The organism is Dyella sp. 01N448 (genome assembly GCF_056399225.1).
Genome location: NZ_JBFTQX010000003.1, coordinates 213,260 through 237,423 on the forward strand (window position 1 = coordinate 213,260; position 24,164 = coordinate 237,423).

Sequence of the window (24,164 nt, forward strand, 5' to 3'; positions counted from 1 at the left end):
CACTCCCTTCCTGGGTCCGGGGCGGACCCCATCAGGGAGAGGCTAAGTAGCTATTGCGACAGTTTTGCGAAGGAAGTTGCGGCGGCGCTTCATTTTGCGAAGCGCTTTGCGTTCTGCTGTGTGACCGGCATCGTCGACGTTGCGTGAACGACGCCGGTCATGTCGCTGCCTCAGGCCGCTTCGGCCTTCACCGTCTTGAGCTTGCGCGGCCCCTGCAGCAGGGCCTGACGCACATGCGAAACGACCAGGTCCACTTCGTCGCTGGTCACCAGGAAGTGCGGCGTGAAGCGCAGCGAGTTGGTACCGCCGTGGATCACGCCGACGCCGCGCTCGCGCATGAACTCCTCGATCGAATCGGCGCCGTAGCACTTGAACTCCGGTGCCAGCTCGCAGGAGAACAACAGGCCGGTGCCCTGCACCTTGGTGATCAGGCCGCCCAGTTCGTTCTTGAGCGCATTGAGCTTGTCGACGAATTCCTTGCCGCGCTCGCGGATGTTGTTGCGCACCTCGTCGGTGAGCAGGTCGAGCGTGGCGAGCGCCACATCGAGCGCGCGCGGATTGGCCGTCATGGTGTTGCCGTAGATGCCCTTGCGGTACAGCTCGGCGGTGCGCGCAGTGACAGCCAGCACGGACAGCGGATACTGGCCGGCGTTGAGCGCCTTGGAGAAGGTTTCCATATCCGGCGGCGCGAGTTTCTCGAAGCCCGGATAATCGGTGACCGACAACACGCCGTGCGCACGCAGGCCCGCCTGGATGGAGTCGACCAGCAACAGCGAACCGTGCGCTTCGGTGAGCGCGCGCGCCTTCTGGTAGAACTCCGGCGTCACCGCGCGGCCCGGATCGCCTTCGCCCATCACCGGTTCCAGGAACATCGCCTCGATAAACCAGCCGTTCTTGTCCGCGTCGGCAAACACGGCTTCGAGCTGGGCGATGTCGTAAGGCTGCACGGTGAGCAGCGTGTCTTCGTGGCGATAGCTGGCCAGATGCTGCAGGTAAGTCTTGCGCGTGGAATCGGAATACAGCGCCGGCTTGTCGGTGCGACCGTGGAAGGCGCCCTTGACCACCAGGCGCTTGATGGTGCGACCGGCATAGCGTGCGCCCGGATCGGTCAGCAGCTTGGCATTGACGTCGGCAATGCGACAGGCCAGGCCCACCGACTCCGAACCGGAATTGAGCGCGAGGTAACGCGTATACGGATTGCCGTCGCGGTGGCGGCCCAGTTCGCGATCCATCGCCTTGGCAAAACGCATCTGCGAGATGCTCGGCGTCATCACATTGGCCATCACCTGCGGACGTGCCAGCGCGGCGTCGATGGCGGCGTTGTTGTGGCCAAAGCCAAGCATGCCGTAGCCGCCGTTGTCGTGGATCACGGCGCCCTTGAAACTCACTACCCACGGGCCGCGCGCAGCAGCGGGCAGGTACGGGTTGATGGCATCGTCCGGATAGAAGTTGACGAATTCGGACTGCACCTGCGCCATCTGTTCGGCTTCGTCGAGCTTGAGGAAGTCGCCGAGTTCAGCGCGCAGTTCACGATGACGCGTCACTGCATCGCTGATCGCCTGCACCAGGTCAGGATGACTGCCCGCGTAGCGTTCGATGGTGGCTTCATCGAGGCCACTGGTCTGCGGTGCGCCGCCGAATTCGCGCATTTCGCGCAGCTGATCAATCACACCCATGGGTAACTCCTTCAAAGTCGACTTGCCTGCCGTCCCGATGGCATGCGCATCGATATGTCTACGAATGCGTTGCGGAAACGCGAAACCGTTCAGCGTTTCTCTTGGCCCGTGAGAGCCATGCCGCACTGCGATCCGTCACGGATGTGGCAATGCAACGACTGCCTGAGCATAGCGCGGCGGTGTCGCCGCCGGTACCCCGGGTGACGCTTGTCATGTGTGGTAGCTGACGGGGTCAACTGCCGGCAAACCCTTGCACTGCCTAGCATGGCAGGCAACAAGGAGGAGCCATGAACCCATCTGCCGCAGTGGTGGCCAGCCTGTCTGGCGCAGTCAAACGTTACGGCGCTTTAACGGCGCTGGATGGTCTGGACCTCATGCTGCACCGCGGCGAACTACTCGCCTTGCTCGGCCCCAACGGCGCTGGCAAAAGCACGGCGATCAGCCTGCTGCTGGGCTTGTTGCGCGCCGACGCGGGCAAGGTGGAATTGTTTGGCCAGGATCCGCAGGCGATCGACGCGCGCCGTCGCATCGGCGTGATGCTGCAGTCGGCCTTTCTGCCATCGACGCTGACTGTATCGGAACTGTTACGCCTCACCATGAGCTATTACCCCGCGCCGCGTTCACTGGCGGAAAGCGCGGAGATGGCCGGTGTGACCGATCTGCTCTCCCGTCGCTATGCAGCGCTGTCCGGTGGCCAGCAGCGCCGCGTGCAGTTTGCGCTGGCGTTGTGCGGAAGGCCGGAGTTGCTGTTTCTGGATGAGCCCACGGTCGGCATGGATATCGACGCACGGCAAAAACTATGGGCGGCGATTGGACGACTCATCGCCGAAGGTTGTTCCGTCGTGCTCACCACACATTACCTGGAAGAAGCCGAAGCGCTGGCGCAACGCGTAGTAGTGCTTGGCAAGGGCCGCGTATTGAGCCAGGGCAGCGTGGATGAGCTGCGTGCGCATGTAGCGGTGACGCGCATCCGCTGCATCAGCGATCTCGATGCGAGCGCGCTCGCGCAATGGCCGCACGTATCGCATGCCGAACGCGACGGGACGCACCTGCTTTTGCACAGCGATGCGCCCGAACGCGTGCTGCGCCGCTTGCTCGATGCCGATCCCTTGTTGTCGGAGCTGGAAGTGCGTCGCGCCGGCCTCGCCGAGGCGTTCACCGAGTTGACCCGCGAGAGCGTCGCTGAAAAGGAGGCTGCGTAATGTCCGTGACCGCCATCCACAGCCTGCCATATGAAGGCATGACGTCTCGCCGCCTGCTCGCGGCCTACGCCATGGAGGCGCGCAGCGAATGCCTGCGCTACTTCCGCTCGCCCGGCTTCCTGCTGCCGGTGACCTTGTTTCCCACCATGTTCTACCTGTTGTTCGGCATCGTGATGAATCACAACGCCGATGCGAACACGGCGCGCTATCTGCTGGCGAGCTATGGCGTGTTCGGCGTGATGAGCCCGGGTCTGTTCGGCTTTGGCGTCTCTTTGGCGATGGAGCGTGAAAACGGCCTGCTGACGCTCAAGCGGGCGATGCCGATGCCGCCCGGTGCGTATCTGCTGGGCAAGATGGTGATGGCGATGCTGGCCGCCGCCATGGTGATGCTGTTGCTGCTGGCGCTGGGCATCGGTCTGGCGCACGTGCAGTTGGGCGTGCTGCAGGCGCTGGTGTTCATCGTCACCGGCATGTTGGGCGTGCTGCCGTTCTGCGCACTGGGCATGCTGGTGGGTACGCTGGTGAAAGGTCAGGGTGCGCCGGGCGTCATCAACCTCATCTATTTGCCCATGTCGTTCCTGTCGGGGCTATGGATTCCGCTTTCCGCACTCCCGCAGGCGCTGCAGCGCATGGCACCGGTCTGGCCCAGCGCCCACCTGCAGCAACTGGCGCTGGGTTCGCTCGGGCTGGGTCACTCCAACGCATGGCCGCACCTGCTTGTGCTCATGGCCTATGGCGTGGGTTTCTTCCTGCTGGCGGCCCGGCGCCTGCATCGGGTGGGTTGAAGTAGCATGCACGAAGGGCGGACGGATCACGGGGAGCGGGACACGGTGCGTCAGTGGCTACGAGCTTGGTTTACGCCGGCGCCGGATTCTCTGGCGGCGATCAGCATGCACAAAGGCAAGTCGCCGTGGGTGGATGCGGTGCATCTGCTGTGGTCGGTGTGGGTGTTCGTGATACCCGCGTTCGATCACTACACCTGGCAGTGGGCCTGGATCACTCTCTTCAGTTATCCGCTGTTCCTGGTTCTGTATGCACAGGCTTGCATCGCGTCCCGTCGCCAGTCGCGTTACTACGCCTTGGCGCTGGTCGCCTTGTCGATGCTGCTGCTGCGCTGGTACCCCAGCGGGCTCACCTATTTCGTGTACGGCACCATCATGCTGCGCAGCTGCCGCATGAAGCTGAGCCTCTACATGGGGCTGCTGGCACTCCTCAACGTGATGCTCATCGTCGAGGTGCGCCTGCTGCACTATCCGTGGCAGGCGATCATCTGGATACCCGTCACCTCGATCATTGTCGGCCTGGTGGTGCACGCCGAGCGCCTCAGTGAGGAAAAGGAGGCCGAGCTTCGGTTGTCGCACGATGAAGTACGCCGGCTGGCGGCGCTGGCCGAGCGCGAGCGTATCGGTCGCGACCTGCATGACTTGCTGGGACACACGCTGTCGCTGATCACCTTGAAGCTGGAGCTGTCGCGCAAGCTGTTCGATCGCGATACCGAAGCGGCCAAGCGCGAAATGGCCGAGGCAGAACGCGTGGCACGGCATGCTTTGTCGGAGGTTCGCACGGCCGTCTCAGGCATCCGCGCCACCGACTTGGCCGCCGAGCTTGCCGCGGCGCGACTGATGCTGGAATCGTCGGCCGTATCGTTCGAATGCGGCGAGCTGCCGCCTTCCTTGCCGGTCGAGGTCGAGCGAGGACTGGCACTCGTCCTGCGCGAAGCCGTCACCAACATCGCGCGGCACGCGCGAGCAAGTCGTGCGCGGGTGCTCACCGACGTTGCCAATCAGACTCTGAAGCTGTGCATCCAGGACGATGGACGCGGCGGCATCGATGTACACGGCAATGGCCTCAAGGGCATGTGCGAACGGGTCAAAGCACTGGGCGGCACCCTGGAGGTGCTCTCGCCGGTGGGACAAGGCACCCGCCTGATCATCACCGTGCCGCTGCGTCCGCGCTCGGTATTTCGCGACCTTGGCCAGATCGACGGGACGCCCGATTCGCCCGCGACAGGTTGGTCACCGCAGGAGCGGCAGGCGACATGAGCCGCTGGCTGAAACCGCATCCCGACTCCCTGCTGGGCAGGCTCGGCTCCTCCAGTTACCTGCGCTGGGAGGCCATGGCGAATCTGGTGTGGGTCGCTGCGCTGCTGATCGGGCCGATCACCGATCCCCGGGCCGTATGGACGCGCTGGCTGGTGCCCACGCTGATCTCAGTGCCGCTGTATCTGTATTTGCACTTCAAGGTATACACGGCGCCCTATCGAAAACTGGCCTGGTATGCCGCGGGCATCGCTGTGCTCGGTTTGATGGTGTGGCCTTACAACGGCGTGGCGATCGGTTACGTAGTCTCCTCGGCCATGTGCTTTGCCTACCTGTCGTCGGTGCGTCGCTGGCTGACGGCCTTGGCTATCCTGGCCATGCCTACGGCTATCGTCGCCTATGAGCTGCATGTCTCGCCCTGGGTCATGCTGTTGATCGTCTTCGTGTCGTTGACCTCGGGCTTTGGGCATTTCCTGCGCATGAACAACCAGCGCAAGGACGTGGCGCTGCGTCTGTCGCAGGAAGAAGTACGCCGCCTCGCCACCCTGGCCGAACGCGAACGCATTGGCCGCGACCTGCACGACTTGCTCGGTCACACCTTGTCGCTGGTGGCGCTGAAGTCCGAACTCGCGCGCAAACTTGCGCTGGTCGATGCGGAGCGCGCCCAGCGTGAAATGGAGGAAGTCGAACGCGTCGCGCGCCATGCACTGGCCGAAGTGCGCACGGCGGTGACCGGCATGCGGCGCGGTGATCTGGCCGCGGAACTGGTGTCGGCCCGGCTCATGCTGGAAGCCTCCGGCGTCGGTTTTCATGGCGCTTTTTCCTGCGAGGTCCAGCTGCCCGCCCAGGTCGAAGCGCCGCTGGCCCTGGTGTTGCGTGAAGCGGTGACGAATATCTATCGCCACGCCAAGGCGAACACCGCGCGCGTCGACTTCACCATCGACAGGCACAGCTTCCACATGCGGGTTACGGATGACGGTTGCGGCGGCCTGAGCGTGCATGGCAATGGCGTGAGCGGCATGCGTGAACGCGTGCGTGCGCTGGGCGGCAGCCTGCAGATCGATTCGCCGCCGCGGCATGGCACGGTGCTGACCGTGCAGGTGCCCTTGGGCAAAGAGCAGATGTCGGTCGCCGCGTCCGAGGCGTCCGACATGGAGTTGAACAACAGGAGTGCTGCATGATTCGTGTATTGCTGGCCGAAGATCAGGCCATGGTGCGTGGCGCGTTGTCCGCGCTGCTCAATCTCGAAAGTGATATCGAGGTGCTTGGTTCGGCGGCGGATGGTGAGGCGGCGTGGCGCGAATTGCAGCGCATCAAGCCCGACGTGCTGGTCACTGATATCGAAATGCCTGGCCTGACCGGGCTGGAGCTCGCGCAGCGCATCCAGCGCCATGACATGCCGATCAAGGTCATCATCGTGACCACGTTTGCGCGGCCGGGTTTTCTTCGCCGCGCCCTGGATGCCGGCGTGTCCGGTTATTTGTTGAAGGATGCGCCGGCGGAGAACCTGGCCGAGGCGCTGCGCATGGTCCATCGCGGCGGACGCGCCATCGATCCGCAGCTGGCGCTGGAGGCCTGGTCCGAGGCCGACCCGCTGAACGATCGCGAGCGGCAGGTGCTGCGCCTGGCGGGCGAGGGACAGTCGGCCAACGACATCGCCACCCAGCTCAACCTGTCGCATGGCACCGTGCGCAACTACTTGTCCGAGGCCATCGGCAAGCTTGGCGCCGCCAATCGCATCGAGGCTTATCGGCTGGCCCGGCAGAAGGGTTGGCTGTAGCCGGCGCGTTCGGGAGCAATCGCGGGCGCGCCTTGTCCTGGCCTCGCCACGCCCCCGGCCGAGGGCCCGCCGCGGGTTTTGCGCGATAATGGCCTATTCGACGCCAGTATCCCGCCGTGAAGAAGACCGATTTCGATTTTGAGTTGCCGCCCGAGCTGATTGCGCAGGCACCGCTGTCCGAGCGTTCGGCCAGCCGCCTGCTGGTGCTCGACGTGGATGCGCAGTTGCGCCAGGACCGCATGTTCCGCGAACTGCCGACCTTCCTGCGCGAGGGCGACCTGCTGGTGTTCAACGACACGCGCGTGCTGCCTGCGCGCCTGTACGGTCGCAAGGACACCGGCGGTCAGGTGGAAATCCTGATCGAGCGCGTCACCGGTGCGCACGAAGCCACTGTGCAGCTGGGGGTGAGCAAGAAGCCGAAAGAGGGTGGCCGCATCGAGCTGGCTGATGGCAGCCATGCCGTGGTGCTGGGGCGCGACAACTCGTTCTTCCGTCTGCACTTCGAATCGCCCGAACCGCTGGAAAGGCTGCTGCTGAAACTCGGCGAAATGCCGCTGCCGCCGTATATCGAACGCCACGCCGATGCCAGCGACATGGAGCGCTACCAGACGGTGTTTGCGCGCGAGCCGGGTGCGGTGGCGGCGCCCACGGCCGGCCTGCATTTCGATGAGGCGATGCTGGCGACGCTACGCGAGCGCGGCATCCAGTTTGGCTACGTGACCCTGCACGTGGGCGCGGGCACCTTCCAGCCGATACGTGCCGATGACATCAAGGATCACCAGATGCATCGCGAGTGGCTCAACGTGGGCGCGAGCCTGGTGGAGCAGATCCGCCGCACGCGTGCGGCCGGCGGTCGCGTGATCGCGGTAGGCACCACCGTGGTGCGTGCGCTGGAGAGCGCGGTGCGCGACGGCGAACTGCAGCCGTTCGCGGGGGAAACGCAGATCTTCATTTTCCCGGGCTACAAGTTCAGCAGCATCGACGGCTTGCTGACCAACTTCCACCTGCCGCAATCGACCCTGCTGATGCTGGTGTCGGCGCTGGCGGGGCGCGACTTCATGCTGGGCTCGTATCGGCATGCGGTGGAGCAGAGGTATCGGTTTTTCTCGTATGGCGATGCGATGTTGATTTTGCCGAGGGGTTGAGCGGCAGCGGCACAACCCTCCCCTGTGGGAGCGCACCCTGTGCGCGACCGCCACGCGTGGGTGTACCGCTTCGTAGGCTTGTCGCGCACAGGGTGCGCTCCCACAGATTCTGCATTTTTTGGCTCGGAAAGCACGAAATCGCCGGACAGGCGATAATTCCCCCTATGACTTCCATGACTTTCGAACTCCAGGCCACCGACGGCGCGGCCCGCCGTGGCCGTCTCACATTCGACCGCGGCACGGTGGAAACGCCGGCCTTCATGCCGGTCGGCACCTATGGCTCGGTGAAAGCGATGACCCCGCGGGACGTCCGCGAGATCGGCGCCGAGATCATCCTGGGCAACACCTTCCACCTGTATCTGCGCCCCGGTCTCGAGGTGGTGGAGCAGTTCGGCGGCCTGCACAAGTTCATCGGGTGGGACAGGCCGATCCTCACCGATTCCGGCGGTTTCCAAGTGTTCTCGCTGGCGCACAAGCGCAAGATCACCGAGGAGGGCGTGGCCTTCGCCTCGCCGGTGGATGGCTCCAAAGTGTTCCTGTCGCCCGAAGAGTCCATGCGCATCCAGAAGGTGCTGGATTCGGATATCGCGATGATCTTCGACGAGTGCACGCCGTATCCGGCTACGGAGAAGGTGGCGTCCACCTCGATGGAACTGAGCCTGCGTTGGGCTGAGCGTTCGCGCCGCGCGTTCGACGATCTGAAAAATCCCAATGCGCTGTTCGGCATCGTGCAGGGCAGCGTCTATGAAAACCTGCGCCGTCGCTCGGCGGARGGTCTGGTGAACATCGGCTTCGACGGCTACGCCGTGGGCGGCCTCGCCGTGGGCGAGCCGGAGGCCGAGCGCAACCATGCGCTGGATTTCACCGTGCCCATGTTGCCGGCCGACAAGCCGCGCTACCTGATGGGCGTGGGCCGTCCGGAGGACATCGTGGAAGCGGTGCGCCGCGGCATCGACATGTTCGACTGCGTCATGCCCACCCGCAATGCACGTAACGGCTTCCTGTTCACCGCCGAAGGCACGCTGCGCATCCGCAACGCCAAATTCGCGCTGGACACCCGCGTGATCGAGGAAGGCTGCGACTGCTACGCCTGCAGCAACGGCTTCAGCCGCGCCTACCTGCGGCATCTTGACCGCTGCAACGAGATCCTCGGCAGCCAGCTGGCCACCATGCACAACCTGCGGCATTACCAGCGCCTGATGGCGGGGCTGCGCGAGGCCATCGCAGCGGGGAAGCTGGAAGACTTCGTGGCGGAGTTCTATGCACGCAGGGCGGGTGGGGTGGTGGCCTGAGCCTGAGGTTGGCGACGACTTCCCAGCTCGTCATTCCGGCGCAGGCCGGAATCCAGTGGCGGTATGGCCTGGTTTTCGCCTCAACGTAGAGCCTGCCCAGCGTTCTCGCGAAAACCCGCCTATATCGCTACTGGATTCCAGCCTGCGCCGGAATGACGAGCTAGGGATGGCTCTCCGGGGAACCTTCCGCCCCTCGCCCCGGTCCAGCCCTTGCAAACCACGCCCCCCGACGCCAGAACCCTTCACGGGCGGGCCTTGCAGCGCATGCAGGGGCCGGGGGCGCGTGGCATAATCCACGATCTTTTATCAGGTGTTGTCAGAAAACTCTGGCAATACCGCTACTTGCGAGACGAGCTGATGACTTTTCCGATGTCCTATGTGATTGCCCAGGCCGCTCCCGCAGCCGCTCCGGGGGGAAATCCCCTGATGAGCCTGGCCCTGCCGATCCTGCTGCTGGTGGTCATGTTCTTCGTCATGATCCGCCCGCAGATGAAGCGTCAGAAGGAGCACCGCGCCATGCTGACGGCCCTGTCCAAGGGTGACGAAGTGGTCACCAACGGCGGTATTGCCGGCAAGGTGGAAGAGATCGGTGAGAGCTTCATCACGGTCGAAATCGCCCCGAACGTGAAGATCAAGGTGCAGAAGGGCGCCGTGCAGCAGGTCCTGCCCAAGGGCTCGCTGAAGTCGTCCTGACGACTTGCCGGAGCGGAGGGGCTCCGGTCCACCGAAGCATTGCTCGCCACGGCTGCCTCAGCCGTGGCTTTTGACGGATTCAAGGCATGAGTGATTTTCCACGCTGGAAATATGCGCTGGTCGCCATCGTATTGGTGCTCGGTATTGTTTACGCGTTGCCCAATGTGTTCTTGCCGGTGCCTGCCGTGCAGATCACGGCCAACCGCAACGGGACGGTTGACCAGTCGATCGAACAGAAGGTGGTCGACGCGCTGAAGAAAGCCAACGTCGCCACGACCGGTGTCGAGCTCAATGGCGATCACCTGCTCGCCAGCTTCGCCAATGCCGACGTGCAGAAGAGCGCAGCCGATGCCATCAAGGCCTCGCTGGGCGATGACTACACGGTGGCGTTCAACCTGAAGTCGACGGTGCCGCATTGGCTGACGTCCATCGGCGCGAAGTCGATGCCGCTGGGCCTGGACCTTCAGGGCGGCGTGCACTTCCTCATGGAGGTCGATCAGAACGATGTGATCGACAAGCAGGAAACGCGTTACGCGGACGACATCCGCAGCCTGCTGCGCGAAAAGAACATCCGCTACGACTCGGTCGTGCGCAACCCGCAGCGCGGGCAGGGTGTGTCGGTGGTGCTCAAGTCCGCCGCCGACCGCACCGCCGCCGGCAACGCCATCACGGCGGATTATCCCGATCTCGCCGTGACGGACGGCAACGCCACCGGCGATCGTTTCCCGCTGAACGCGGCGGTGCGTCCGGACAAGGCGCGTGAGCTGTCGCTCAACACCATCCGCCAGAACCTGGGCACGCTGCGCAACCGCATCAACGCGCTGGGCGTGTCCGAGCCGATCATCCAGCAGCAGGGCGACAGCCGCATCGTGGTCGAGCTGGCCGGCGTGCAGGATACGGCCGAGGCGAAGAAGCTGATCGGCGCCGTGGCGACCCTGGAATACCGCTCCGGCTACGGCACGCCGCAGCAGGCGGTGGACGCTGCCCGCACCGGCATCGTTCCGCCCGACGCGCGCCTCTACAAGGATCGCGACGGCCGTCCGTATCTGCTGAGCAAGAACATCATCGTCACCGGCGACCAGTTGGTGGATGCTTCGTCCAGCTTCGACCAGCAGAGCGGCAGCCCGGCAGTGTCGGTGACGCTCAATGCGGCCGGCGCCAAGAAGATGCTCGACTTCACCACCAGCAACGTCGGCAAGCCGATGGGCGTGGTGTACGTGGAGCGCGTGGTCGACACCAAGGTGGTCGACGGCAAGGAAGTGCGCACGCCGAAGGTCACGGAAGAAGTGATCAACTACGCCACCATCAACGGCGTGTTTGGCAAGAACTTCCAGACGACCGGTCTGCGCAGTCCCAAGGACGCCTCCGATCTTGCGCTGCTGCTCAAGGGTGGTTCGCTGGCGGCGCCGGTGGACATCGTCGAAGAGCGCGTGATCGGTCCCAGCCTCGGCCAGGACAACATCCAGAAGGGTCTGCGCGCCGTGACGCTCGGCCTCGCCCTAGTGCTGCTGGCCGCTGCGTTCTACTACAAGCTGTTCGGTCTCGTGGCCGACGTGGCGCTGTTCTTCAACCTGGTGATCCTGATCGCCGTGATGTCGGCGGTCGGCGTGACGCTGACCATGCCGGGCATCGCCGGTATCGTGCTGACGCTGGGTATGGCGATCGACGCGAACGTGCTGATCTGCGAACGCATCCGTGAAGAACTGCGCAACGGCTCCTCGCCGCACGCGGCGATCCGCGCTGGTTACGACAAGGCGTGGGCCACCATTCTCGACGCCAACGTTACCCACCTTATTGCCGCACTCGCGCTGACCACGATGGGCTCGGGCCCGATCAAGGGCTTCGGCGTGACGCTGCTGATCGGTATCCTGACCTCGATGTTCACCTCGGTCACCGTGACGCACGCGATCACCGCGCTGATCCATGGTCATCGCAAGCTCAAGACGCTGTCGGTCTGAGGAATAAACACAAATGGAAATCTTCAACCACAACGCCAACGTGAACTTCCTCGGCATGAGGAAGTTCAGCGTCGGTCTCGCGATCTTGCTGATGGTCGCGTCCATCGTGCTCATCTCGGTGAAGCACCTGAACTACGGTCTGGACTTCACCGGCGGCGTGTCCATGGTGATGGACTACGACAACGCGGTGCAGGTCGGCGAAGTACGCGACGCGCTCGAAAAGGGCGGCATGGAGCATGCGCTGGTGCAGAGCCTGGGCGGCACCAAGGAAGTGTCCATTCGCCTGCAGCCGAAGGACGATCCGAACTCCGGCGTCGCCAATGGCGGCAAGGTTAACCTGGACAAGATCGCCGACGACGTCACCAAGGCCCTGCAGGCCGCGCGTCCGGATGCCAAGCTCAAGAGTCGCGACTACGTCGGCTCCGCCGTGGGCGAAGAGCTGCGCAGCGACGGCATCGTGGCTGCCATCGTGGTGGTGCTGGGCATCGGCTTGTACCTGGGTATCCGCTTCGAGTGGCGTTTCGCCGTGGCGGCCATCGCCACCGAGGCCCACGATGCGCTGGTGACGGTCGGCATCTTCGCGTTGACGCAGCGCGAGTTCGACCTGACGGTGCTTGCCTCGGTGCTGGCGGTGATCGGTTACTCGATCAACGACAAGGTGGTGGTGTTCGACCGCGTGCGCGAACTGTTCCGCCTGGCCCGCAAGGCCGAGCCGGAAGAGATCCTCAACCGTTCGATCAACAACACGCTGTCGCGTACCATCATCACCGCGCTGTTCACCGGCATCACCATGGCCGCGCTGTACTTCTTCGGCGGCCCGGCTGTGCACGGCTTCGCCATCACGATGCTGATCGGTATTCTGGTGGGTACGCTCTCCTCGATTTTCGTGGCGAGCCCGATCCTGCTGTGGCTGGGCGTGTCCAAGCAGGACCTGATGCCCAGGACCAAGGAAAATCCGGAGTTGGCGCGTCGTCCGTAACTGGCTCGCTGCTTTCGCTGAGAAGAGGCCCGGGGATTCCCGGGCCTTTTTCTTTGTGTGACTTCCAGGCTGGCCCATGTGCGTGCAGGACTTCCCCGATTGAAGGTCGCCTGCGCCGAACACTAGGATGGGCCAACACTGTCTCGGCCCTCTCGCATGTTTCGCGCTCCGAACCTCTGGAATGAATTCTTTGCGATCGTGCTGAGGCAACCCAGGCCAAGCGCCAAGGTGGCGGCAACGTTTCCGGAAGTCCGACGTTTCAGTACGTCGAATGGACCGGTCAGCAGCGTTGTGGTCCCCATCATGATCATCGGACTGCTTGGCGACATCCCGCTTTCATGGGTGCTGGTGTCGCTCTGCCACCCCGCCCATCCATGGTTGATCCATGGCATCGTTTTTATCGCCGGGCTGTATGCGGTCGGATGGGCATTGGCGGTGCGCAGCACAAGCTGCTCGATTCCCCATGCAATCGATGAGCACGCGCTGTGGCTAGGTGGTGGCATCCATTACGGCGGGAACATCCCGCGATCTTCCATTCGCCGCGTCCTTGCGTTCCACGAATCTCGTCAGGCCTGGGCGGGGGGCCATCAAATTCCCCTGAGCGATGTGCTGGTAGTCAGTCGACCCGATGCTCCCAACGTGGCAATAGAACTTGAGGAATCGGCCATGACCCAGGTGCGTTTGAGCCGTAAAGGGAAGGACGTTGCTGCACGCCGCTGGATCCTGCTGTACGTGGACCGCCCCGGCGAGTTTGCGACGGCAGCATCCTGAGTGGAGTCGCTGCGGGGACACGGCGAGGCAGATATCTAAGCGGTCTCAGTGGAGGCCTGAACTCCGGAAACACCGGCCGAAGTTTCTTCCACAGCATGCGCCGGCTGCAGCACATGATGGGCCAACCCATGCAGATCCAGTTGATCCACCGGTATTGGGCGGTAGTCGGGGCCGAAGGCCACCTCGCCGAACTTCCAGCCCGACGGCCGGCGCACCGCGCCCCAAAAACGCTTGGCCGCGTTCCAGTGCAAGCCAACCAGGCCATGGTTGTTGTCGTCGTCCACCATCGGATCGCCCACGCCGGTGGGGCGCAGCGGTTCGTTGTACAGCGCGGTGCCGAACAGCACATCCCAGATCGAGAAGACCTGGCCGAAGTTGCAGTTGTGCAGTGTCGGACGAGTCGGGTCGACCAGCATGTGGTGAAGGCGGTGGAACTTCGGTGACACGAATACGCGGTTGAAGACCGGGCCGAACGCGATGCGCACATTGGCGTGCGAGAAGTTCTGCACCAGTTCGCCCATCAGCACCAGCCAGGCGAACTGCTCGGGCTCCACGCCCATCACGATGCCCACGCTGGCAAGGATCATCGACTGGATGAAGCCGTCAATCAGGCTGCCGCGATCATTGGTCCAGCAGCTCATCTGGCGCGTGCTGTGGTGCATGCTGTGCAACGCCCACCACCACGGCAGGGCGTGCTGCAGGCGATGCATCCAGTAGTACACCAGGTCGTAGATCACGTAGTAGCAGCCGAACAGAAGCCACGGATGCTGCTTCAGCCACGGCACCCAGTGCGTGATGGCGAGCGGCGAGGCGCTGGCGTCGCCGGGGCCGGTGTCCGGTCCGCCAAAGTAAGTGGCGATGGGCGTGAGGATGAGAAAGCTGAAGATCGGAAAGATGCCGACCAGCATCAGCACGGTGTACTGGAAGTCGACCTTGGTCAGCTTGCGGTGTTCCCAGCGTTCCGCCGGCACGACGCTTTCCAGCGGCCGGAAGATCAGGCCGATCACACAGAGCTGGAAGGCTGCGATCAGCAGCGAGCCGGAGATGTCGTTCGGATCGCCGGCGAGGCCTTCCAGATGCAGGAACTGCAGCACCGGTAGTACGCCGTGGCTGGCGAACCAGCTGACCAGATGGGACCACAGTTCGGACATCGTCGACACCTTGCGAGATTACGTGTCGGTCCTGCAGGCGGGGAGCGGAGCGGGGCGCTACAGAACCGGGCAGTTCAGGATACCGCCGGCTGCCGGCCGCATCCATCCGGCAGGATTTTGCGGCAAGCCACCTTTCGCTTAGCTGCCGCGCAAATGCGCGTCCAGCTCCGTCAATTGGGCCGGATTGCCCAGGTTGCGCCAGAAGCCGTCGTAGCACTCGCCGCTAAGCTGGTCGGCGCGCATGGCTTGTTGATACAGCGGCAGCAATTTGAAGCGACCGGGTGCGTGCCCGCGCAGGAATTCGGGGCGATAGACGCCGACATTGCCGAAGGTGAGCCGCTCGCCTGAACCGTCTTCGTGGAGCTGGCCCTGATCCAGCACGAAATCGCCCGTGGCATGCCAGTCAGGATTGGGCACCATCACCAGGTGTGCCAGGCCGGATGGCTCAAGCGGCAGCGCGGCATAGTCGTAGTCGCTGTAGATATCCGCGCTAACGGCGATAAACGGCTCGGGTCCCAGCAAGGGCAGTGCGTTGAGCATGCCGCCGCCGGTTTCCAACGGTGTGGGACCTTCATAGGCGTAGCGGATGCGCAGACCCCAGCGCGAACCATCGCCGAGCACATCGGGAAATTGATCCGCCAGGTGCGAGGTGTTGATCACCACGTAACGCACATCAATGGCAGCCAGTTTTTCCAGATGCCACTCGATCAGGCGCTTGCCGCCCACTTCCAGCAAAGGCTTGGGCGTGTGATCGGTGTGCGGTCGCATGCGTTCGCCCAGGCCGGCGGCGAAGATCATGGCGTGTCTCATGCGGCGGCCACCTGGGTAAGATCGCGACCTTCCGCATGCTGCTTCAGCAGCGCCACGAAGTCCGTCAGTTCGGGATAGCGCTCCGCCACCGACACCACGTAGTGATACACGCGCGGCACGTCGGCGAGGTAGCCAGGTTTTCCATCGCGGTACCACAGGCGATAGAACTGGCCGAGCACGCGGATATGGCGATGCATGCCGGTGAGGTCGAACCAGCGCAGGAAGCGTTTGCCGTCGATCTTTTCATCGATCACGCCGGCGGTGAGCAGGCGCTGCCGATACGACTCGACCCAGCCTTCCACGCGCTCGCGCGGCCACACGATGTAGGCATCGCGCAGCAGCGAGGCGAGGTCGTAAGTGATCGGGCCGGACAGCGCGCCCTGGAAATCGATGATGCCGGGATTGTTGTGATCGACGATGAGCAAATTACGGCTGTGATAATCGCGATGCACGAAACGGCGCGGCTGTTCCAGCGTATTGCGGATGATCACGCTGAACGCGGCTTCGAGCACATCCCATTCGTCGCAGGTGGGCGTGTAACCGAGGTGTTTGCCGAGAAACCATTCCGGCATCACTTCCAATCCGCTTACCAGGCGTGCGTGATCGAACAGCGGCAGATCGGCGTGGTCCATGCGGGTCTGCATCAACAGCAGCGCATCCATGGCGTCGCCATAGAGGCGATCGGCGCTGTCGTCGTTCAAGGCGGGCAGATAGAGCTGCGTGCCGAGGTCTTCGATCAGCAGGAAACCTTGCTCGAGATCCGCCGCATGCACAGCGGGCACGTGGATACCGGCCGCGGCTAGTCGTTTGCCCATGGCCAGCCAGGGGCGCGGATCTTCCAGGGCGGGCGGCGAATCCATCACCACCCAGCTCTTGCCGTCATAGTGCGTGCGCCAGTAGCTGCGGAAGCTGGCGTCCGAAGAGGCGGAAACGAGTTCGAGCGTAGCGTCGCCAAGGGCGGAGCGGGTCCAGGCGAGGCGGGCGGCGGCGCGGTCGGGAACGGTGGTCATGGTCGGCTGGACGTGGCGATGAGAGAAGCTTAGCGGGTATTCGCCTCATCTTGCCGGGAGCCAGAGCAGGGCTGAAATCTACCGTGGGAAATCTACTGTGGGAGCGCACCCTGTGCGCGACGAACCTACGGAGCGGCACATCCAGGCGCCGCGTCGCGCACAGGGTGCGCTCCCACAAATGAGCGAACCCCTCTGCCCAAAAGGAAAGAGGGGATGAGAGAGCGCACTCACGACAGGTTGTACGCCTTCTCCTCGTGCAGCGAGAGATCCAGGCCAACCTGCTCCTGCTCATCGTCCACACGCAGCCCAATAGTCCAGTCAATCAACTTCAGGATAAGCAGACTCAACACGGCGCTCCACACCACCGTAAAGCCCACGCCTTTGGCCTGTATCCACAACTGCCCGAACAGCGATTCCACCGTGCCGAAGCCGCCGAGCTTGGGCGAGGCCAGCGGGCCGGTGAGCAGGGCGCCGATGATGCCGGCGATGGCGTGTACGCCGAACACATCCAGCGAGTCGTCATAGCCGAACTTGTGCTTGAGGCGCGTGGCGCTGAAGAAACAGACGACGCCCGCTATCAGGCCCAGCACGAGCGCGCCGCCGGGTCCGGCCGTGCCAGCGGCAGGCGTGACAGCAACAAGCCCCGCAACCGCGCCAGAAACAATGCCCAGTACGCTGGGCCGCCCATGCACGATCCATTCGATCGCCAGCCAGCCCAGTGCGGCGGCGGCGGTGGCGACCTGCGTCACCAGCATCGCCATGCCGGCGCTGCCGTTGGCGGCCACGGCCGAGCCGGCGTTGAAGCCGAACCAGCCCAGCCACAGCAGGCTGGCGCCCACCACGGTGTAACCCAGGTTGTGCGGCGGCATCGGCACGTTGGGATAACCGCGGCGCTTGCCAATCACCAGGCAGGCCACCAGGCCCGCGATGCCCGCGTTGATGTGCACCACCGTACCGCCGGCGAAATCGAGCACGCCCAGATCGCCGAGGAACGAACCCGGTCCGCTCCACACCATATGCGCCACCGGCAGGTAGACGATGGTCAGCCACAGTCCGCTGAACCACAGCAGCGCGCTGAACTTCATGCGTTCGGCGAAGGCGCCGATGATGAGGGCGGGCGTGATGATCGCGAAGGTCAGCTGGAACATCACGAACACGCTTTCGGGCACGGTCTGATAGCGCGAGTCAGGTTTCAAGCCCGCAAGAAACACGCGATCGAGTCCACCGATGAACGAGTGCAGGTTGGTCACGCCAGCCTGCATGCCTTCCGTGCTGAAGGCCAGCGAGTAGCCATAGACCATCCACAGCACCGACACCATCGCGGTGATGGCGAAGCACTGCATCAAGACCGACAGCAGGTTCTTCGCACGCACCATGCCGCCGTAGAAGAGCGCGAGCCCCGGAAGCGTCATCAGCAGCACCAGCGCGGTGGCGGTGAGCATCCACGCGGTATCGCCGCTGTCGATATGGGTGGGCGCGGCGGTGGTCTGTGCCCAGGCAGATGAGGTGGCCAGGAGACCGAGGAGAGCGAGCAGGGGGCGTGAGGTCTTCAGGTCAAAGCGCATCGACGTCGACCTCCTGCGTGCGAATGCGGATGGCCTGTTCCAGCTCGCTCACGAACACCTTGCCGTCGCCGATCTTGCCCGTGCGCGCGGCGGTGACGATGGCCTCCACCGCCCGGTCGAGCTGCTCGTCGGCCACGGCCACCTCAAGCTTGAGCTTGGGCAGGAAATCCACCACGTATTCCGCACCCCGGTACAGCTCGGTATGCCCGTGCTGGCGGCCAAACCCCTTCACCTCGGTGACGGTCATGCCCGTCACTCCCACCTCGGTCAGCGCCTGGCGGACATCGTCCAGCGTGAACGGTTTGATGATGGCCGTAATCCACTTCATCCCCAACGCTCCCCGTACGGTAGATATGTCGCGGTGCAGCAGGATGCGTGCCATGAGCGCTGCGCTGGCGCTGATGGTTCCTCACCGTCATTCCAGCGAAAGCTGGAATCCAGCGACTTTCAAGGGGTTGGCGGGGAGGCAAGGGCACTGGATCCCTCCCTCCGCAGGGGTGACGGTGAGGGGATGGGGGATGTTTCCGTCAGCCGGCCGCGTGACCTTGCCCGGAAAGGGGGCGTTCTCCCCAGGACAAATCCCGCTTTTGGTGCATTGCCGCGGTTTGACCCCACCGGCATTAATCAGTACCATTTTGGTACCGATTCCCCGCAGTCTCTCTGGCCGATTCCCCCATGCTCCGCGTCAGCCGACTCACCGACTACGCCACCGTGGTGATGACCTGCATCGCCGCCCATCCTGACGACGTGCTCAGCACGGCGCAGATCGCCGACGAGGCGCGCCTGGAGCTGCCCACCGTGAGCAAGCTGCTCAAGTCGCTGGGTCATGCGGGTCTGGTGGAGTCGTTCCGCGGCGTCAACGGCGGCTACCGCCTGGCGCGCCCGGCGGATGACATCACCCTGGCCCAGATCGTGGAAGCGCTCGAAGGCCCCATCGGGATGACCGAATGCAGTCTCGCCGAAGGTCAGTGCGATCGTGAATCGCTGTGCGGCGTCCGCTCCAACTGGCAACACGTCAACAGCGTCGTGGATAGCGCGCTGCGTGCAGTCAGCCTGTCCGACATGCTCAAACCACCCAGTCGTCGTATCGACGCCAACCTGATCGGATGACCGCCAGGCCATCCATGACGACCGCCCACGACGACACGAAGAACACCATGACCATCGAAACCACCGAACGCAGCGACCTCTCCGCCACGACACTTCGCGACAACGCCGAAGTGGCAGAAGCGCTGGGTCGTCGCTACGAAGCCGGCTTCGTCACGGACATCGAGACCGAGTATCTGCCGGCCGGTCTGTCCGAAGACATCGTGCGTCAACTTTCCGCGCTCAAGAAAGAACCCGAGTGGATGACCGAGTGGCGCCTCAAGGCGTATCGCCACTGGCTCACCATGCCGATGCCGGACTGGGCCAAGTTGAATCTGAAGCCGATCGATTACCAGTCGATCAGCTACTACGCCGCGCCCAAGTCCGGCCCGAAGTCGCTGGACGAGGTCGATCCGAAGCTGCTGGAAACCTACGACAAGCTGGGCGTGCCGCTGCACGAGCGCGCCAAGCTCGCCGGCGTCGCGGTCGATGCAGTGTTCGATTCGGTCTCCGTAGGCACCACTTTCCGCAAGGAACTGGCCGAAGCCGGCGTGATCTTCTGCTCGATGAGCGAAGCCATCCGCGAACATCCCGAACTGGTGCAGAAGTACCTGGGCAGCGTGGTGCCGACCGGCGACAACTTCTTCGCCGCGCTCAATTCGGCGGTGTTCTCCGATGGCTCGTTCGTGTTCATCCCCAAGGGCGTGCGTTGCCCGATGGAGCTGTCCACCTATTTCCGCATCAACGCCATCAACACCGGGCAGTTCGAGCGCACCCTGATCGTGTGCGAAGACGACGCCTACGTGTCCTACCTCGAAGGCTGCACGGCGCCGATGCGCGACGAGAACCAGCTGCACGCAGCGGTGGTTGAGCTGGTGGCGCTGGAGCGCGCGCAGATCAAATATTCCACCGTGCAGAACTGGTACCCGGGTGACGAGAACGGCGTCGGCGGCATCTACAACTTCGTCACCAAGCGTGGCGACTGCCGCGGCAACGATTCCAAGATTTCGTGGACGCAGGTGGAAACCGGCTCGGCCATCACCTGGAAATACCCGAGCTGCGTGTTGCGCGGCGATCGTTCGGTGGGCGAGTTCTACTCCGTCGCGCTCACCCATCATCGCCAGCAGGCCGACACCGGCACCAAGATGATCCACATCGGCAAGGGCACCAAGTCGAAGATCGTCTCCAAGGGCATCAGCGCCGGCCGCAGCAACAACAGCTATCGCGGTCTGGTAAAGATAGAGAAGGGCGCCGAAGGCGCGCGCAATTACACGCAGTGCGATTCCCTGCTGATCGGCAAGAAGTGCGGCGCGCACACTTTCCCGTACATGGAAGTGAAGAATCCCTCCGCCATCGTCGAGCACGAGGCGACCACATCGAAGATTTCCGACGACCAGCTGTTCTATTGCCGCAGCCGTGGCATCGGCGAGGAAGACGCGGTGTCAATGATCGTCGACGGCTTCTGCAAGCAGGTCTTCCGCGAGCTGCCGATGGAGTTCGCGGTGGAAGCCAAGAAGCTGCTGGAAGTGTCGCTGGAAGGCGCGGTCGGCTGATCGCCGCCATCGCTGCATCCGATCCTTATTTTGAACATGCGACGCCCCGGCGTCGCCCACTGAAGAAACCGTCATGCTGAAGATCGAAAACCTGCACGCCCGCGTCGAGGGCAAGGACATCCTCAAGGGACTCACGCTCAGCGTGAACGCCGGCGAAGTGCACGCGATCATGGGCCCCAATGGCGCGGGCAAGTCCACGCTGGGCAATGTGCTCTCGGGTCGCGACGGTTACGAAGTGACCGAAGGCTCCGTCACCTTCAACGGCGTCGATCTTCTGTCGCTGGAGCCGGAAGAACGCGCCGCTGCCGGTGTGTTCCTGGCGTTCCAGTACCCGGTGGAAATCCCCGGCGTCAACAACACCTACTTCCTGCGCGCCGCACTCAATGCGCAGCGCAAGCAGCGCGGTGAGAAAGAGCTCGACTCCATGCAGTTCCTCAAGCTGGTGCGCGAGAAGCTCAAGGTCATGCAGATCTCCGACGAGCTGCTGCATCGCGCGGTGAACGAAGGTTTCTCCGGCGGCGAAAAGAAGCGCAATGAGATCTTCCAGATGGCCGTGCTGGAGCCCAAGCTGGCGATCCTGGACGAGACCGATTCGGGCCTGGACATCGACGCGCTCAAGCAGGTCGCCCAGGGCGTGAACGCGCTGCGTTCGGCCGAGCGCGGCTTCCTGGTCATCACTCATTACCAGCGCCTGCTCGACTACATCGAACCCGATTTCGTGCACGTGCTGGCGGATGGCCGCATCGTCGAAAGCGGCGACAAGACGCTGGCACTGAAGCTGGAAGCGCAGGGCTATGCGTGGGTGAACGACAAGGATCCCGCGCTCACTGGAGCCTCGGCATGAGCGAAGCCCAGCGCACGCCCTTCGTCGAATCGCTGCTGGAGGCTGCCGCTCAAGCTCAGCTGCCGGGCAGCGGCATCGGCTGGCTGGATGCCGCGCGCCGCGAGAACCTCGATGCCTTCGTGGCCGGCGGCCTGCCGGATACGCGTATGGAGGCGTGGAAGTACACCGCGCTGCGCGCGCTGGCTCAACGGCGATTCGCTGCCGGCGATGCGCAGGCGTCCACGCGTGCGATCGATATCGACCGCTACGCGCTGGCCGGTATCGACGGTCCGTCGCTGGTGTTCGTCAACGGCGTGTTCCGTCAGGATTTGTCTGGCGTGGACAACCTGCCGGCCGGCCTGACGCTGCAGCCGCTGTCGCAGGTGCTGCAGGGCGATGCCGAACCGCTGCGGTTTGCCTTGTCGCGTCACTATCGCGATGGCGGCGACGTGTTCGCTCGCCTCAACGCCGTGCTCGCCGGTGATGGTGTGGTGCTGCGTGTGGCCGCTGGCACCAAAGTCTCCAAGACCGTCCGCGTGCTGTTCATCGGTGCGCCGGCGGATGCCGCGCTTGCATCGCATGTGCGCCAGGTCATCGAGCTGGGCGAGGGCGCTGAGCTCTCCCTGGTCGAACAGCACGTGGCCACCGATTCCCATCAGAACCTCGGCACCCAGGTCACCGATATGGTGCTGCGCCAGGGCGCCAAGCTACGTCACGTGACGTTGCAGGATGCTTCCGACGCCAGCACCTTGGTGCGCCATGACAGCCTCCAGCTGCATGCCGAAGCGCACGCGGCAATGTATGTGCTGGAGCTCGGCGGCTCGCTGGTGCGCCACGACCTGCACGCCGTGCTGGCAGGCGACAAGTCGCGCCTGGACACGGGCGGCGTGTTCGCCCTGCGCGGTCGCCAGCATGTGGATACGCAGATGTCGATCCGCCACCAGGCGCTCAATACGACGTCCGAGTCGGTATGGCGTGGTGTGGCCGACGAGCGTTCGCGCGGTGTGTTCCGCGGTGCCATCGTGGTGGCCGAAGGCGCCGACGGTAGCGACGCCAGCTTGAGCAGCAAGAATCTCTTGCTGTCGGCCCAGGCCGAGATCGACACCAAGCCCGAACTGGAAATCTACGCCGATGAGGTGAAGGCGGCGCACGGTGCCACCGTGGGCCAGCTCGACGAGCGCTCGCTGTTCTATCTGCGCTCGCGCGGCATCCCGTTGGCCGAAGCACGCGCCATGCTCACCGCGGCCTTTTGCCGTGCCGTGTTCGAGTCCCTGCCGGACGAGGGGCTGCGCGAACACATCAACGAACGACTGATGGCGCAATTGCCTTCCGCCTGACCGGCGGCCCGACAGCAATCAGGCGAAACGAACACGATGAACGCACAGACCAAGCCGAGCCCGACCGTTTTCGATGTGCAGCGCATCCGCGCGGATTTCCCGCTGCTGTCGCGCACCGTGCACGACAAACCGCTGATCTATTTCGACAACGCCAATACCAGCCAGAAGCCGGAGAGCGTGATCGAGGCAGTGGATGCGCACTATCGCCATCACAACGCCAACGTATCGCGCGCCGTGCATCTGCTGGGCGAAGAGGCGACGGCAGCCTATGAAGGATCGCGCGACAAGCTGGCCCGCTTCATCAACGCCACCTCGCGCAATGAGCTGATCCTCACCTCGGGCACGACCCAGGCGATGAACCTCATTGCCTACAGCTATGCGCTGCCGCGCCTGAAGGAAGGCGATAGCATCCTCACCACGGTGATGGAGCACCACGCCAACATCGTGCCGTGGCAGATCGCCGCCTCGCGCACCGGCGCCACGGTGAAGGCAGCCCCCATCGACGAGCGCGGCGAGCTGATCCTCGAGAAGTACATCGAGATGCTCACCCCCGATGTGAAGCTCGCCTGCGTTACGCACGTTTCGAACGTGCTGGGCACCGTGAACCCGGTGCGCGAGATCGCGCGCGAATGTCGCAAGCGTGGCATTCCCCTGGTGGTGGACGGCTCCCAGGCGGTGCCGCATCGCCCGGTGGACGTGCAGGCGCTGGGCTGTGACTTCTACGCCTTCACCGGCCACAAGATGTTGTCGCCCACAGGCACCGGTGGCCTGTGGGCGCGCAAGGAACATCTCGACGCGATGCCGCCGTTCTTCGGCGGTGGCGAGATGATTCGCGAAGTGAGCTTCTCCGGCACCACCTTTGCCGCTGCGCCACACAAGTTCGAAGCGGGCACGCCAAATATCGCCGGTTTCGCCGGCGTCACTGCGGCGATCGACTACTACGACTCCGTAGGCTTCGAAGCCATCCATGCCTGGGAGCAGCAGCTGCTCTCCTATGCCACGGAGCGCCTGCGCGAAATCCCCGGCCTGCGCCTGTTTGGCGAGGCGAAGGAAAAGGAACCGGTGATCTCGTTCCTGATCGAGGGTGCACAGGCCACCGACCTGGCCACGCTGCTCGACCTTCAGGGCGTTGCCGTGCGCTCGGGCCACCACTGCGCCCATCCGCTGATGCAGTTCTTCAAAGTGCCGGCCACGCTGCGCGCTTCGTTCGCGTTCTACAACACGCGCGAAGAGATCGACGCCTTCGTGACCGCGCTGCTCAAGGTGCGCAAGCTGCTGATGTGAAGCGGCTTGC

The 24,164-nt window shown here is 63.9% G+C and carries 22 protein-coding genes; 16 read left to right on the plus strand and 6 right to left on the minus strand.

The genetic code is table 11. The features are described from left to right. Positions 1-170 precede the first annotated feature (170 nt). The gene (locus AC1DKY_RS05025; protein ID WP_441602609.1) at positions 171-1,676 is read right to left on the minus strand and encodes an aminotransferase class III-fold pyridoxal phosphate-dependent enzyme; all 1,506 of its coding nucleotides are present in this window, start codon (positions 1,674-1,676) and stop codon (positions 171-173) included. Between the two features lie 287 nt (positions 1,677-1,963). Here AC1DKY_RS05025 and AC1DKY_RS05030 point away from each other — a divergent pair, with 287 nt between their 5' ends. The 11 genes from AC1DKY_RS05030 (at position 1,964) to AC1DKY_RS05080 (ending at position 13,535) form a co-directional block, all read left to right on the plus strand. Then, positions 1,964-2,878 carry an ABC transporter ATP-binding protein gene (locus AC1DKY_RS05030; RefSeq protein WP_441602610.1) on the plus strand — a complete coding sequence of 305 codons (915 nt, stop codon included), beginning with the start codon at positions 1,964-1,966 and terminating at the stop codon, positions 2,876-2,878. Continuing rightward, positions 2,878-3,663 carry an ABC transporter permease gene (locus AC1DKY_RS05035; protein ID WP_441602611.1) on the plus strand — a complete coding sequence of 262 codons (786 nt, stop codon included), beginning with the start codon at positions 2,878-2,880 and terminating at the stop codon, positions 3,661-3,663. Before AC1DKY_RS05030 ends, AC1DKY_RS05035 begins: the two co-directional genes overlap by 1 nt. A 105-nt stretch (positions 3,664-3,768) precedes the next feature. Continuing rightward, positions 3,769-4,920, plus strand: coding sequence for a sensor histidine kinase (locus AC1DKY_RS05040; protein ID WP_441602612.1), 1,152 nt, complete (start codon positions 3,769-3,771; stop codon positions 4,918-4,920). Next, the gene (locus tag AC1DKY_RS05045) at positions 4,917-6,098 is read left to right on the plus strand and encodes a sensor histidine kinase (protein WP_441602613.1); all 1,182 of its coding nucleotides are present in this window, start codon (positions 4,917-4,919) and stop codon (positions 6,096-6,098) included. The genes AC1DKY_RS05040 and AC1DKY_RS05045 overlap by 4 nt, the downstream gene beginning before the upstream one ends. After that, entirely contained in the window at positions 6,095-6,697 is a 603-nt protein-coding gene (locus tag AC1DKY_RS05050) for a response regulator transcription factor (RefSeq protein ID WP_441602614.1), read from the plus strand. Before AC1DKY_RS05045 ends, AC1DKY_RS05050 begins: the two co-directional genes overlap by 4 nt. Before the next feature lie 116 nt (positions 6,698-6,813). Next, a complete protein-coding gene (gene queA, locus AC1DKY_RS05055; protein ID WP_441602615.1) occupies positions 6,814-7,842 on the plus strand; it encodes a tRNA preQ1(34) S-adenosylmethionine ribosyltransferase-isomerase QueA in 1,029 nt (342 codons plus the stop codon). A gap of 164 nt (positions 7,843-8,006) precedes the next feature. Next, positions 8,007-9,134: a tRNA guanosine(34) transglycosylase Tgt gene (gene tgt / locus AC1DKY_RS05060; protein ID WP_441602616.1), complete on the plus strand. Its 1,128-nt coding sequence runs from the start codon at positions 8,007-8,009 to the stop codon at positions 9,132-9,134. Between the two features lie 357 nt (positions 9,135-9,491). Further along, on the plus strand, positions 9,492-9,827 hold the full coding sequence (gene yajC / locus AC1DKY_RS05065) for a preprotein translocase subunit YajC (protein WP_441602696.1): 336 nt from the start codon (positions 9,492-9,494) through the stop codon (positions 9,825-9,827). 86 nt (positions 9,828-9,913) lie between these two features. Further along, entirely contained in the window at positions 9,914-11,785 is a 1,872-nt protein-coding gene (secD, locus tag AC1DKY_RS05070; protein ID WP_441602617.1) for a protein translocase subunit SecD, read from the plus strand. A 13-nt stretch (positions 11,786-11,798) separates the two neighbouring features. Further along, positions 11,799-12,764: a protein translocase subunit SecF gene (secF, locus tag AC1DKY_RS05075; RefSeq protein ID WP_441602618.1), complete on the plus strand. Its 966-nt coding sequence runs from the start codon at positions 11,799-11,801 to the stop codon at positions 12,762-12,764. Between the two features lie 303 nt (positions 12,765-13,067). After that, the gene (locus AC1DKY_RS05080; protein WP_441602619.1) at positions 13,068-13,535 is read left to right on the plus strand and encodes a hypothetical protein; all 468 of its coding nucleotides are present in this window, start codon (positions 13,068-13,070) and stop codon (positions 13,533-13,535) included. Between the two features lie 35 nt (positions 13,536-13,570). Here the strand turns inward: AC1DKY_RS05080 and AC1DKY_RS05085 are convergent, their stop codons facing one another. The 5 genes from AC1DKY_RS05085 to AC1DKY_RS05105 form a co-directional block, all read right to left on the minus strand. After that, a complete protein-coding gene (locus AC1DKY_RS05085; protein WP_441602620.1) occupies positions 13,571-14,686 on the minus strand; it encodes a sterol desaturase family protein in 1,116 nt (371 codons plus the stop codon). Between the two features lie 138 nt (positions 14,687-14,824). Next, on the minus strand, positions 14,825-15,496 hold the full coding sequence (gene murU / locus AC1DKY_RS05090; protein ID WP_441602621.1) for an N-acetylmuramate alpha-1-phosphate uridylyltransferase MurU: 672 nt from the start codon (positions 15,494-15,496) through the stop codon (positions 14,825-14,827). Beyond that, on the minus strand, positions 15,493-16,506 hold the full coding sequence (locus AC1DKY_RS05095) for an aminoglycoside phosphotransferase family protein (RefSeq protein ID WP_441602622.1): 1,014 nt from the start codon (positions 16,504-16,506) through the stop codon (positions 15,493-15,495). Before AC1DKY_RS05095 ends, murU begins: the two co-directional genes overlap by 4 nt. 227 nt (positions 16,507-16,733) lie before the next feature. Further along, positions 16,734-18,071 carry an ammonium transporter gene (locus tag AC1DKY_RS05100; protein ID WP_441602623.1) on the minus strand — a complete coding sequence of 446 codons (1,338 nt, stop codon included), beginning with the start codon at positions 18,069-18,071 and terminating at the stop codon, positions 16,734-16,736. Next, on the minus strand, positions 18,061-18,399 hold the full coding sequence (locus AC1DKY_RS05105; protein WP_441602624.1) for a P-II family nitrogen regulator: 339 nt from the start codon (positions 18,397-18,399) through the stop codon (positions 18,061-18,063). Before AC1DKY_RS05105 ends, AC1DKY_RS05100 begins: the two co-directional genes overlap by 11 nt. Before the next feature lie 347 nt (positions 18,400-18,746). Here AC1DKY_RS05105 and AC1DKY_RS05110 point away from each other — a divergent pair, with 347 nt between their 5' ends. From AC1DKY_RS05110 to AC1DKY_RS05130, 5 genes are all read left to right on the plus strand, one after another. Continuing rightward, entirely contained in the window at positions 18,747-19,181 is a 435-nt protein-coding gene (locus AC1DKY_RS05110) for an SUF system Fe-S cluster assembly regulator (RefSeq protein ID WP_046970009.1), read from the plus strand. A 47-nt stretch (positions 19,182-19,228) separates the two neighbouring features. Then, complete coding sequence (gene sufB / locus AC1DKY_RS05115; protein WP_441602697.1) at positions 19,229-20,710, plus strand: Fe-S cluster assembly protein SufB; 1,482 nt, start codon at positions 19,229-19,231, stop codon at positions 20,708-20,710. A 73-nt stretch (positions 20,711-20,783) separates the two neighbouring features. Further along, positions 20,784-21,554: a Fe-S cluster assembly ATPase SufC gene (sufC, locus tag AC1DKY_RS05120; RefSeq protein ID WP_441602625.1), complete on the plus strand. Its 771-nt coding sequence runs from the start codon at positions 20,784-20,786 to the stop codon at positions 21,552-21,554. After that, entirely contained in the window at positions 21,551-22,870 is a 1,320-nt protein-coding gene (gene sufD, locus AC1DKY_RS05125; RefSeq protein WP_441602626.1) for a Fe-S cluster assembly protein SufD, read from the plus strand. The genes sufC and sufD overlap by 4 nt, the downstream gene beginning before the upstream one ends. A gap of 36 nt (positions 22,871-22,906) precedes the next feature. After that, positions 22,907-24,154, plus strand: a complete 1,248-nt coding sequence (locus AC1DKY_RS05130) for an aminotransferase class V-fold PLP-dependent enzyme (RefSeq protein WP_441602627.1) — start codon at positions 22,907-22,909, stop codon at positions 24,152-24,154. The last annotated feature ends 10 nt before the right edge of the window (positions 24,155-24,164 follow it).